This window comes from Microbacterium sp. NPDC055442 (assembly GCF_053644215.1).
In genome coordinates this window covers 560,756-572,519 of the sequence record NZ_JBSHLF010000002.1, presented here as the reverse complement: position 1 = coordinate 572,519, position 11,764 = coordinate 560,756, and the positions used below count along the sequence as shown (strand labels likewise).

General features: G+C 70.0%; 9 protein-coding genes. 5 read left to right on the top strand and 4 right to left on the bottom strand.

Annotated features, from left to right (window positions below):
- Positions 1-166: 166 nt before the first annotated feature.
- A complete protein-coding gene (locus ACWIBS_RS07200; protein WP_376127640.1) occupies positions 167-433 on the bottom strand; it encodes a hypothetical protein in 267 nt (88 codons plus the stop codon).
- Positions 434-869: 436 nt separating this feature from the next.
- On the opposite strand from ACWIBS_RS07200, the gene smc reads away from it, so the two are divergent.
- The 3 genes from smc to ACWIBS_RS07185 all read left to right on the top strand — a co-directional run bounded on the left by smc (position 870) and on the right by ACWIBS_RS07185 (position 5,892).
- On the top strand, positions 870-4,394 hold the full coding sequence (gene smc, locus ACWIBS_RS07195) for a chromosome segregation protein SMC (RefSeq protein ID WP_376127638.1): 3,525 nt from the start codon (positions 870-872) through the stop codon (positions 4,392-4,394).
- Positions 4,395-4,446: 52 nt separating this feature from the next.
- Positions 4,447-5,319 (top strand): signal recognition particle-docking protein FtsY, encoded by an 873-nt coding sequence (gene ftsY / locus ACWIBS_RS07190; RefSeq protein WP_376127636.1) that lies wholly within the window; start codon positions 4,447-4,449, stop codon positions 5,317-5,319.
- A gap of 72 nt (positions 5,320-5,391) precedes the next feature.
- The gene (locus ACWIBS_RS07185) at positions 5,392-5,892 is read left to right on the top strand and encodes a DUF2004 domain-containing protein (RefSeq protein WP_376127634.1); all 501 of its coding nucleotides are present in this window, start codon (positions 5,392-5,394) and stop codon (positions 5,890-5,892) included.
- A 179-nt stretch (positions 5,893-6,071) separates the two neighbouring features.
- Here the strand turns inward: ACWIBS_RS07185 and lipA are convergent, their stop codons facing one another.
- Together lipA and lipB are read right to left on the bottom strand one after the other, a co-directional pair.
- Positions 6,072-7,088 carry a lipoyl synthase gene (gene lipA, locus ACWIBS_RS07180; protein ID WP_376127632.1) on the bottom strand — a complete coding sequence of 339 codons (1,017 nt, stop codon included), beginning with the start codon at positions 7,086-7,088 and terminating at the stop codon, positions 6,072-6,074.
- Positions 7,085-7,741 carry a lipoyl(octanoyl) transferase LipB gene (lipB, locus tag ACWIBS_RS07175; RefSeq protein ID WP_376127630.1) on the bottom strand — a complete coding sequence of 219 codons (657 nt, stop codon included), beginning with the start codon at positions 7,739-7,741 and terminating at the stop codon, positions 7,085-7,087. Before lipB ends, lipA begins: the two co-directional genes overlap by 4 nt.
- A gap of 52 nt (positions 7,742-7,793) precedes the next feature.
- Here lipB and ACWIBS_RS07170 point away from each other — a divergent pair, with 52 nt between their 5' ends.
- Together ACWIBS_RS07170 and ffh are read left to right on the top strand one after the other, a co-directional pair.
- Entirely contained in the window at positions 7,794-8,765 is a 972-nt protein-coding gene (locus tag ACWIBS_RS07170) for a TetR family transcriptional regulator (RefSeq protein ID WP_376127628.1), read from the top strand.
- A 176-nt stretch (positions 8,766-8,941) separates the two neighbouring features.
- Positions 8,942-10,498 carry a signal recognition particle protein gene (gene ffh / locus ACWIBS_RS07165; RefSeq protein WP_376127626.1) on the top strand — a complete coding sequence of 519 codons (1,557 nt, stop codon included), beginning with the start codon at positions 8,942-8,944 and terminating at the stop codon, positions 10,496-10,498.
- A gap of 35 nt (positions 10,499-10,533) precedes the next feature.
- Here ffh and ACWIBS_RS07160 read toward each other — a convergent pair whose 3' ends face one another.
- Positions 10,534-11,691, bottom strand: coding sequence for a glutamate--cysteine ligase (locus tag ACWIBS_RS07160; protein WP_376127624.1), 1,158 nt, complete (start codon positions 11,689-11,691; stop codon positions 10,534-10,536).
- Positions 11,692-11,764: the final 73 nt, after the last annotated feature.

Sequence of the window (11,764 nt, the reverse complement as noted above, 5' to 3'; positions counted from 1 at the left end):
TTGGGGGGGGGCGACCGGGGGGGGGGCTTTGGGGGGGGGGCGCCCCTGGGGGGGGCTCGGGGGGGGGGGGGGCCCCTCGTGGGGGGTGGGGGGGGCGCGCTCCTCTCTTTCGGTGGGGGGGGGGGGGCGGGTGGGGGTCCCCCCCGGCCGCCCCCCCCCCACCACCTCACGGACGCGGTGACAGCAGATGCTGTCGCAGGTGAGCGGCTTCCCGCTCGGAGCGGCTGCGCTCGTTGGCGAGACTGCGGGTGTGCAGCTCGCGGTCGCCGTCGCGGCGTTCACGGCGGGTGCTGTGCAGCAGCAGCCAGAGGCCGACGCGCAGTGCGAGCCGATCGGCGAGGCGAACCGGTCGCGTCGACGCGCTGACGGACGCGGCATGGACGGGTGACGTGTGCACATCGAGGGTGCGGACGTCGACGAGATGCTTGGACATGGTCGTCTTTCGAATCGGAAGGATGCGGAGGATCGAAAGATCCGTGGTGCGCGGACGGCGCGGTGCGGCGCAGAGGCCGCCACGAGGGGAGCTCGAAGAGCTGCTGCCGGTCTGCCCGAAGGCAGAGTCATCCCCTGGTCGGCTCAGCCGAAGGTGGGGAGGAACACGCAGAAGGAGGCGGTCGCCGGTGCAGAGGCGACTGCTCCTGCGAGAGCACGGCGGGCAGCGGGAACCTTGCCGGCTGCGATCATGCGAATCATCATGGCGACCTCCTTTCGACTTCTCACGCGGTCGATCACGCTAGCGCACGCGGAAAACGCGCGTCAAGCACTTTCGGCGTGTCGCGATGAGATCTCTCTTGGTCGCGGCTCGCCGCCGCAGCATCCCGGGCCTGTTCGGCTACTTTTGACGGAATGTCCATCCCGGAGCCGCGCGCATGCATCTGAAGAGCGTCACCATCAAGGGCTTCAAGTCGTTCGCACAGCCCACGACGTTCGCCTTCGAACCGGGCGTGACGTGCATCGTCGGTCCGAACGGCAGCGGCAAGTCCAACGTCGTCGATGCGCTCGCGTGGGTCATGGGCGAGCAGGGGGCCAAGACGCTGCGCGGCGGCAAGATGGAGGACGTCATCTTCGCGGGCACCGCAACGCGCGGACCCCTCGGACGAGCCGAAGTGCAGCTGACGATCGACAACAGCGATGGGGCGCTGCCGATCGAGTACGCGGAAGTGAGCATCAGCCGGACGCTGTTCCGCAACGGTGCCAGCGAGTACGCGATCAACGGCGACGCGTGCCGGCTCCTCGACGTGCAGGAGCTGCTGAGCGACTCGGGTCTGGGCCGCGAGATGCACGTCATCGTCGGGCAGGGCCGGCTCGACAACGTCCTGCAGGCGACTCCCGAAGATCGACGCGGCTTCATCGAAGAAGCAGCCGGCATCCTCAAACACCGCCGTCGCAAAGAGAAGACGCTGCGCAAGCTGTCGGCGATGGAAGGCAACCTGACGCGCCTCAGCGACCTCGCCGGCGAGCTGCGCCGCCAGTTGAAACCGCTCGGGCGACAAGCGGAGATCGCGCGTGAGGCGGCGACTATCGCCGCCGTCGTGCGCGACGCGAAGGCGCGTCTCTTCGCCGACGACCTCGCGTCGCTGCGCACGCAGCTGGCCGATCACACCCGCAACGAGCAGGAGCGTCATGCCGAGCGGCTCGTGCTGCAGGACCAGGTCGACCACGTGCGGGCCCGGATCCGCGAACTCGAGTCCGACCAGCGCTCCGAGGCCGTCGACGCGGCCCGACGGGTCGCGTTCGACCTCGAGCGGGTGCAGGAGCGTGTCCGCGGGCTGTACACCCTCGCGGGGCAGCGTCTCGCGCTGCTCGGCGACGCCGACGACGAGCGCATCGAGCTCACGACGGTGTCGCAGGAGATGATCGACGACGCGCGCACCGAGATCGACGACGTCGGCGCCGGTCTCGGTGAAGCGCAGGATGCCGCAGCCGATGCCTCGCGCGACGTGAAGCGGGCACGGGCCGAACTCGACGCCCTCGACGTCGACATCGCTGCGCAGAGTGCGCTCGTCTCCGAGCACGACATGCGTCTGACGGCGCTTCGCGGCACTGCCGAGGCCGCGGCGTCGGCGCTGACGGCCGTCCGCTCGGCGGTCGAACGTCAGCAGAAGGCACTCGATGCCGCGCTCGTCCGGCGAGCCGAAGCCGAGCAGGAGCTCGCCGGCGTACGGCCCGACCTCGCGCCCGAGGGGTCGGCCGCCGAACACGCCGCGGCGTACGAGCGGGCGCAGCGCGAGGCGACCGACGCCGAGACCGAGGTCGCGGCACTGCGCGACCGCCTGCACGCGACCGAGCGCGAAGTCGAAGCCCTCACGGCGCAGACGACGGCGCTCGGACGCGCTCTCGAGATCAAGAGCGCGTCGGCCTCGGTGCTCGCCGAAGCGCGCGACGGTCTCCGGGGGCTCGTCGGCGACGCGATCCAGGTGCGATCGGGCTTCGAGGCCGCGATCGCCGCCGTGCTGGGGCCCGTTGCCGAGGGCATCCTGGTCGATGATTCCGACACCGCCTTCCAGCTCGCCGACGAACTGCGCGACGCCGATCTGGGCGTCGTCGACATCGTCATCGCCGACACCGCCGCGCCCGATGTCGGCGCGTCGCCGGTGGCGGGCCTCACGCCCGCACGCGATGTCGTGAGCGGACCCGACGGCCTGCGCGGCATCCTGTCGTTCGTGCTGGTCGCCGACGACCTCGCGGCCGCCCGCGCGGCGGCGCCGGCATTGGAGTCCGCGCGTCCCGTGACGATCGTGACGCGCGCGGGCGAAGTCTGTACGCCGCACTCGCTGCGCGCCGGCGCAGGGGCATCGAGGTCCCGCATCGAGCTCGCCGCCGAGCGGGATGCCGCCGCCGAGCGGCGCGACGAGCTGACCGTCGTCGCCGACTCGCTGCGCGAGGCCCTCGGCGACGCGAACCGCGGGCTGGACGCCGCGCGTCAGCACACCAAGGCCGCCCTCACCACGCTCCGGGAGCACGACGCGGCGCTCGCGGCCCACGCCGAGCAGGTCAACCGAGCGACGGTGCGGCACGAGTCGGCTGTCGCCGAGTGCGATCGACTCGCGGCGGGACTCGCGCAGGCCGAAGCCGCGGTCGCCGAGGCGGAGGATTCCGCCCGCGTCGCCGACGAGCGCCTCACGACAGCGCTCGAAGCGCCCCGGCCCATGCTCGACGCCTCCGCCCGCGACGGCATGCTCGCGGCGCTCGAGGCCGCACGCGACGGCGAGATGCGTGCCCGCCTCGACGTCGAGACCCTCCGCGAGCGCATCCGCGCCGGCGAAGCCCGCGTCACGCAGCTCGTGCGGCAACGAGAGCGCGAGCGCGAGGCTGCGGCCGAGGCCGCGCGGCGCGCCGTCATCCGCCGCGCTCAGCGCGACGTCGCCGAGGGCGTGGCCGCGCAGCTTCCCGCGGTCCTGGATTCGGTCGATCGCTCGATGGCGCAGGCGCGCGTCGAACTCGCTGCGGCAGAAGCGGCCCGCACGGCGCTCACGGCCGAGCTGGTGCAGTTGCGCGAGCGAGAGGCGGGTCTGCGGGAACGGCTCGCGGGCCTCACCGAGAGCGTGCACAGCCTGGAGCTGCAGATCCACGAGAAGCGCTTGCACGTGACGGGCGTCGTCGAGCGCGTGGCATCCGAACTCGGGCTCGACGAGGATATTCTGCTTTCGGAATATGGTCCGGATCAGCCCGTGCCCGTTGATACGGGCATGTCGTCGGACGAACCCGCCGAGGTCGAGACGGTGCCGTACGACCGCGCGCAGCAGCGACGCCGGTTGCAGGAGGCGGAGCGCAAGCTCACCCAGCTCGGACGCGTCAACCCGCTCGCCCTCGAGGAGTTCGCGGCGCTCGAGCAGCGACACCTGTTCCTCACGGAGCAGCTCGCCGACCTGTCGCAGACGCGCAAGGACCTGCTCACCATCATCGAAGAGCTCGACGAGCGGATGCAGACGATCTTCCTCGCCGCGTTCGAGGACACCAGGGTCGCGTTCGGCGAAGTGTTCCCGATCCTGTTCCCCGGAGGAACCGGCAGCATCTCGCTCACGAACCCCGACGAACCGCTCACGACCGGCATCGAGGTGTCGGTGCGGCCGGTCGGCAAGAAGATCGAGCGGCTGTCGCTGCTGTCGGGCGGAGAGCGCTCACTGGCCGCCGTCGCTCTGCTGACGGCGATCTTCAAGGCGCGGCCGAGTCCGTTCTACATCCTCGACGAGGTCGAAGCCGCTCTCGACGACGCGAACCTCGGCCGGCTGCTGGGCGTGTTCGAGCAGCTGAGGGCTTCGAGTCAGCTCATCGTGATCACGCATCAGAAGCGCACGATGGAGATCGCCGACGCCCTCTACGGCGTCTCGATGCGCCAGGACGGCGTCTCGGCCGTCGTGGGCCAGCGCATCCAGGAGCGCACGGCGTCCTGACACCGGGCCGGCGCGCGCGGGGCGGCGGTCGCGGCCTCGTAGAGTTGGTGGCATGGCACAGAGCTCCTGGTCGCTGGGTCGCGCGCTGCGCGGCATGTTCGTCAAGCCCACGATCGACGAGAACACGTGGGAAGACCTCGAGACGGCGCTGCTGACGGCCGACTTCGGGCCCGACATCACCGAGAACATCGTCGACGAACTGCGCGACAAGGTCGAGAAGTTCCGCACGACCGATCCGGCCGATCTGCAGCGGATGCTCCGCGAGACCCTCGAGGAGCACTTCGCCAAGTTCGACACGACGCTGCGACTCACCGAGCGCCCGGCCGTCGTGCTCGTCGTCGGCGTCAACGGCGTCGGGAAGACGACGACGATCGGCAAGTTCGCGAAGTTCCTGCAGCGCTATGGGCGGTCGGTCGTCGTCGGCGCCGCCGACACGTTCCGCGCAGCCGCTGTCGACCAGCTCGCGACCTGGGCCGAGCGCGGGGGAGCCGCGATCGTGCGACCCGAGCACGAGGGTCAGGATCCGGCATCCGTCGCCTTCCAGACCATCGAGTACGCCAAGCGCACCGGCACCGAGATCGTGCTCGTCGACACGGCCGGCCGCCTGCACACGAAGGGCGGCCTCATGGACGAGCTCTCGAAGATCCGACGGGTCATCGAGAAGCAGGCGCCGATCAGCGAGGTGCTCCTCGTGCTGGATGCCACGACCGGCCAGAACGGCGTGATGCAGGCCCAGTCGTTCCTCGAACATGCCGGCGTCACGGGCCTCGTTCTGACGAAGCTCGACGGGTCCGCCAAGGGCGGGTTCGTGCTCGCCGTGCAGGAGAAGACGGGGATCCCCGTCAAGCTCCTCGGGCAGGGCGAGAGCATCGGCGACCTCACGGGCTTCACCCCGCACGTCTTCGCCGCGTCGCTGGTCGACTGAGCGCGGCATCCGACATCCTCGACTCGCCGTGCGGGACTATCGCACCGCGCGCCGTGCTGGTTTCATGGGGACATGGCGATCGAACACGACTACTTCGGGCTCCTCGAATCAGGACCCGATGGCTCGATCTTCTGGTCCGAGACGGTCGACCTCGGCGATCAGACGGTGACGGTCGATCTGACCGCTCCCGATCAGTCCGACGTGTCACCGGCGGCGCTCGACGTCGCGGCAGGGCTCATCTCGGGACTCGAGACGATCGACCGCAGCGCCCGCAACGCGATGGTGGCCGAACTCGATGACCGCACGAGCGAAGTGATCGAGTACATCCTGCAGCAGCAGGAGGAGCTCGGCGACGAACTCGAAGACCTGCTCGTGGACATCTCGGGCGATGTGCACATCGATGTGATCCGCTCGCTGCAGCTCATGAGCATGACGATCCTCGCCGACGAGCACGGGGGATCCGACCCGTTCGCCGTGCTCGAGTACGCGCTCGATCCCGACTCCACCGACGACGTTCTGCTGGTCAACCTGGGCACCGACGGCGATGTGCTCTCGGTCACGAGCGCCGACTGACAGCACCCTTTTACCGCGAGACTGCAACGGGGCGCCGAGAGAGCGGGCTCCACCCGCAGTCTCGGCGGTCGGTTGCAGTCTCGCGGGATCGTGCTCGCGGGATCGTGCTCGCCGGGTCCCGCTCGCGGGGTCAGCGCTCGCGGGATCGCGCTTCACCGGCTGTGCGCGGCGGGGTGGGGTCAGACGGCTTGTGCGAAGTCGGTCTCGGCGGTCTCGGCGAACTGCGAGAGGTGCGGCGGGATCTCGCGACCCTTCGCGAGCATCGACTGCGCCCACAGGCGCCCCGCGCGGTACGACGAGCGCACGAGCGGACCGGCCAGCACGCCGAGGAATCCGATGCGCTCGGCCTCGAGCTTGAACTCGACGAACTCCGCCGGCTTCACCCAGCGCGCGACCGGCAGGTGCCGGGGCGTGGGACGCAGGTACTGCGTGATCGTGATGATGTCGGTGCCCGCCTCGTGGAGGTCGTGCAGCGCTTCGACGACTTCGTGCGGTTCCTCGCCCATGCCGAGGATGAGGTTCGACTTCGTGATGAGGCCCGCCGCTCGCGCCTGGGTCAGCACGTCGAGCGAACGTTCGTAGCGGAACGCGGGGCGGATGCGCTTGAAGATGCGCGGCACCGTCTCGACGTTGTGCGCGAAGACCTCCGGGCGTGCGCCGAAGATCTCCCCGAGCAGCGCGGGGTCGCCGTTGTGCTCGTTCGCGAGCAGCTCCACGCCCGTGTTCGGATTGCGGGCGTGGATCTGCCGCACCGTCTCGGCGTTGAGCCAGGCGCCCGTGTCGGGCAGGTCGTCACGGGCGACGCTCGTGACGGTCGCGTAGCGCAGGCCCATGCGCGTCACGCTCTCGGCGACGCGCCGGGGTTCGTCGGTGTCGTAGTCAGCCGGCTTGCCGGTGTCGATCTGGCAGAAGTCGCAGCGGCGCGTGCACTGCGAGCCGCCGATCAGGAACGTCGCCTCGCGGTCCTCCCAGCACTCGTAGATGTTGGGGCAGCCGGCCTCCTGGCACACGGTGTGCAGGCCCTCGTCCTTCACGAGCGACTGCAGCGCCGAGTACTCGGGCCCCATCTTCGCGCGCGTCTTGATCCACTCCGGCTTGCGCTCGATCGGCGTCTGCGCGTTGCGGATCTCCAGTCGAAGGAGCTTGCGGCCGTCGGGCGCCGTGTTCGCCGGTGCCGGCGCGCCGCACCCGCTCACGCGAGCACCCCCGCGTACTCGGCTTCGAAGGCGCCCGTGATCGTGTCGAGGATGTCGCGAGGAGCGACGTCGGCGCCCACCACCTCGCTGATGGTCGTGACCCCGGCATCCGCGATCCCGCACGGCACGATGCCGCGGAACCCCGCGAGCGTGTTGTCGCAGTTGACGGCGAAGCCGTGCATCGTGACCCCCTTCTCGACGCGCACGCCGATCGCCGCGACCTTGTCCTCGGACAGGGGGCGACGAACCCACACGCCGCTGCGCCCCGCGACCTGGTAGCCGTCGACGCCGTGCACGCGCAGCGCGTCGATCAGCAGGTGCTCGAGCCGGCGCACGTGCCCCACGACGTCGACGGGCTCGAAGAGGCGCACGATCGGATACCCGACGAGCTGACCGGGGCCGTGCCACGTGATCTTGCCGCCGCGGTCGACGTCGATGACGGGTGTTCCGTCGAGCGGACGCTCATGGTCCTCCGTGCGCGTGCCCGCCGTGTACACGGCCTCATGTTCGAGAAGCAGGATCGTGTCGGGCCGGCGCCGCGCGACGACGTCGGCGTGAACCCGGCGCTGCAGCTCCCAGCCGTCGAGATACGGGATGTAGACGGGGGCGATTCCCACGACGTCGATGTCGAGCACGGTACTCCTCTGGCGCATTGATGGATTGCGTCCAACAATACTCCCGCAGGAAGGGTCGTACCCTGAACGCATGGCAGCGGGTTCCGGCAGACCGAAGGCCTCGTCGCGGGAGACCCTCGCCGAGGCGGCGTGCGAACTGTTCCTCGAGCGGGGATTCGAGGCGACCTCGATCGTCGACATCGCGACACGTGCGGGCGTCAGCAGGTCGAGCTTCTTCAACTACTTCTCCTCCAAGTCCGACGTGCTGTGGGCCGGGCTCGACGAGAGGATCGGCCGGCTGGAGTCGCTGCTGGAGACGTGCGGGCCCGCGGGACTCGCGGCATCCGTCCTCTCGCTCGCAGACGGCTTCGTGCCGGACTCGCTCGCGCTGGCCGTCATCAACACGTCCGCGATGGGGCTCGAGGACGAACTGCCGCGCGAAGCGGCCCTCCGCCGGGCACGCATCGCGCGCGCCGTCGCGACGCACCTGCACGCGCACGGCGCGGACCGGGTCACCGCGGAGGTCGCCGGGGCCGCGTGGGGAGGCGCCGTGCTCGCAGCCCTCGAGACCTGGGCGCTCGATGGCGCGGGGCGCACGTCGCTCGCGCGATTCCTCGTGCTCGCGTGCGATGTGGCGGCGCGCACCCTCCCACCCGCATCGGAGGGTGCTGTCCGGCAGCTCCGGCTCGTCGTGCACGCGGCCGATTTCGACGAGGCGCTCGCGTTCTATCGGGATGAGGTGGGGATGCCGCAGGCCGAGGCCTACGAAGCCGACGGCGGCGCCCGGGTCGTGATCCTCGACGCGGGAAGGGCCACGCTCGAGCTCGCGAACTCCGCTCAGGTCTCGTTCATCGACGGGGTCGAGACCGACGACGGCACGAGCGATCGACTGCGCGTCGCGCTCGAGGTCGACGACGCGGCCGGTGCCGTGGAACGACTGGCCGCCGCGGGCGCCGAGGTCGAGGCATCCGCTCGCGAGACACCGTGGCGCTCGCTCAACGCCCGTCTGCGGGGCCCGGCCGATCTGCAGCTCACCCTCTTCCAGGAGCTCGGACCCGCGTAACCGGACGAACCCGGGATGCCGGACACCGACAGGGTGGCATCACCCCGACGATGACGGCGGCATGACCCCCGAGCTGCTCGCCGACGACGCTTCTGCAGGCTCAGCGACCGGTGGCACGTGAGCGAACGGAGGGTGGCTCGGCGGTCGGGTGCGGGGACGCGTAAACTTGGGGCATCATGGCGACTTTCGGCACACTCTCCGACCGGCTGACCGAGACCTTCCGGAATCTCCGGAAGAAGGGACAGCTCACTCCGGCCGACGTCGACGGCACCGTCCGCGAGATCCGCAGGGCGCTCCTCGACGCCGACGTGGCGCTGCCCGTCGTCAAGGACTTCACCGCCAAGGTGCGCGAGCGCGCACTCGGCGACGAGGTCAACCGCGCGCTCAACCCCGCGCAGCAGGTCGTGCAGATCGTCAACGAGGAGCTCGTGGCCATCCTCGGCGGTCAGCAGCGCCGCCTGCAGTTCGCGAAGAACCCGCCGACCGTCATCATGCTCGCGGGCCTGCAGGGCTCGGGCAAGACGACGTTCGCCGGCAAGCTCGCCCACCAGCTCGAGAAGGACGGCCACACGCCGCTGCTGATCGCCGCCGACCTGCAGCGCCCGAACGCCGTCAATCAGCTGCAGGTCGTCGCCGAGCGCGCGGGCGCCGCCATCTACGCGCCCGAGCCGGGCAACGGCGTGGGCGACCCCGTCAAGGTCGCGAAGGACGGCGTCGAGGTCGCGCGGCGCCAGCAGCACGACATCGTCATCATCGACACGGCCGGTCGCCTCGGCGTCGATGCCGAGCTCATGAAGCAGGCCGCGAACATCCGCAAGGCGACCGATCCCGACGAAGTCCTGTTCGTCATCGACGCCATGATCGGCCAGGACGCCGTCAACACGGCCAAGGCCTTCCAGGACGGCGTCGACTTCACCGGCGTCGTGCTGTCCAAGCTCGACGGCGATGCCCGCGGTGGCGCCGCGCTGTCGGTCGCATCGATCACGGGCCGCCCCATCATCTACGCCTCCACCGGTGAAGGGCTCGACGACCTCGAGGCGTTCCACCCCGACCGCATGGCGTCGCGCATCCTCGACCTCGGCGACATCCTGACCCTCATCGAGCAGGCGCAGCAGGCCTTCGACGAGGACGAGGCCATGAAGATGGCCGAGAAGCTCGCGACCGAGAGCTTCACGCTCGAGGACTTCCTCGAGCAGATGCAGCAGATCAAGAAGATGGGCTCGATGAAGAAGATGCTCGGGATGCTCCCGGGTATGGGCCAGATGAAGCAGCAGATCGACGACTTCGACGAGCGCGAGATCGATCGCACCGAGGCCATCATCCGCTCGATGACGCCGGTCGAGCGCCGCAACCCGAAGGTGCTCAACGGATCGCGGCGGCTGCGCATCGCGCGCGGCTCCGGCATGACGGTGACCGACGTCAACCAGCTCGTGCAGCGCTTCGACCAGGCCGCGAAGATGATGAAGACCGTCGCGCGCGGGGGAGTGCCGAGCATTCCGGGCATGGGTCCCGTCCCCGGCGGCGGTCGTCCCGGCGCGACGTCCAAGCGCGGCAAGAAGCAGAAGGCCAAGGGCTCGCGTTCGGGCAACCCCGCCAAGCGCGCCGCCGAGAATGCCGGGATCGCGGCCGAGCCGTCCGCTCCGACGGGCTCGGGGTTCGGGCTCGGCGGCGCGAAGGGCGCGCCGAGCGAAGAGGATCTCGCCGAACTGCAGAAGATGCTCGGCCGCGGCTGACCTCGCATTCCGGATGCTGCGCGCTCAGCGCATCCTCAGTGCTGGGCCAGGTGCTCGCGCAGCGTCGGGCCGGTGCGGAACTCGTGGATGAGGTGCTGCACGACGGCGCGCAGGTCGCCGTCGGAGGCATCCGCGACGAGCGTCTGGCGCGTTGCGCTCGAACCCTCGCTGAGGATCGACTCGAGACCGCCGAACTCGCGCGCGCACTTGAGCTCGACGGCGACGTCGTCGAGGCGTTCGATCGTCTCGCGCAGATGCTCCGTGACGGGACGCTGCGTGCCCTCGCGGTCGATGATGACATCGGCCTCGAGGCCGTAGCGGGCCGCGCGCCACTTGTTCTCGCGCGTGAACCAGGGCGGGAGGGTCGTGAGCTCCCGACCGGCGTCGAGCTCGCGCGAGAAGTGCTCGACGAGGGTCTGCACGAGGGCCGCGAGAGCGGCCAGCTCGGGAAGCGTCGACATGCCGTCGCACGCGCGGACCTCGATGGTTCCCCAGCGTGGTGCGGGCCGGATGTCCCAGCGCACTTCGGTCGGGTCGGCGATGACGCCGGTCGCGATCATCCCGCGCAGGTACTCCTCGTATTCGGCCCAGTCGCGCAGCGGCCAGGGCAGTCCGGCCGTCGGAAGCTGCTGGAAGACCAGGCTGCGGTTCGATGCGTAGCCGGTGCGCTCACCCGCCCAGAAGGGGCTCGAGGCCGACAGCGCCTGCAGGTGCGGAAGGTAGACCGAGAGGGCGTTGATGATGGGGAACACCTTCGTGACGTCGTCGACGCCGACGTGGATGTGGATGCCCCAGATCATCATGTTGCGGCCCCACCACTGGGTGCGCTCGATGAGCGTCTGGTAGCGGGTCTTCTCGGTGACCTGCTGGTCGTACCACTGCGCGAACGGATGGCTGCCCGCGCACAGCAACTCGATGTCGAGCGGATCGGTGACCGTGCGGATCGCGGCGATCGCATCGGCGATGTCGTCGACCGCGGCGGCGACCGTGCTCCCGATGCCGCTGGTGATCTCGACGGTGTTCGTGAGCAGTTCTCCCGTGACGGTGTGCCGCTCGAGCGCCGTGGAGTCGCCGAGCGCGTCGAGAACCGCGGGCGCCCGGGGAACGAGATCACCCGATTCCCGGTCGGCGAGCATGAGCTCCCATTCGAGCCCGACAGTAGAACGGGCAGATGTCGCGAAGGCCACCGTCATCCGCTCAGTCTCGCACGCGTCGACACGCGTCTCCGTGGTTTCGCGGCATCCCGTGTCATCTGGCAGAATAGAG

Coding starts and splice junctions, on each gene's coding strand:
- ACWIBS_RS07170 (WP_376127628.1), top strand. CDS start 7,794: ATGGCAGCGGGTTCCGGCAGACCGAAGGCCTCGTCGCGGGAGACCCTC.
- lipB (WP_376127630.1), bottom strand. CDS start 7,741: ATGCGCCAGAGGAGTACCGTGCTCGACATCGACGTCGTGGGAATCGCC.
- ftsY (WP_376127636.1), top strand. CDS start 4,447: ATGGCACAGAGCTCCTGGTCGCTGGGTCGCGCGCTGCGCGGCATGTTC.
- ACWIBS_RS07200 (WP_376127640.1), bottom strand. CDS start 433: ATGTCCAAGCATCTCGTCGACGTCCGCACCCTCGATGTGCACACGTCA.
- ACWIBS_RS07160 (WP_376127624.1), bottom strand. CDS start 11,691: ATGACGGTGGCCTTCGCGACATCTGCCCGTTCTACTGTCGGGCTCGAA.
- smc (WP_376127638.1), top strand. CDS start 870: ATGCATCTGAAGAGCGTCACCATCAAGGGCTTCAAGTCGTTCGCACAG.
- ACWIBS_RS07185 (WP_376127634.1), top strand. CDS start 5,392: ATGGCGATCGAACACGACTACTTCGGGCTCCTCGAATCAGGACCCGAT.
- ffh (WP_376127626.1), top strand. CDS start 8,942: ATGGCGACTTTCGGCACACTCTCCGACCGGCTGACCGAGACCTTCCGG.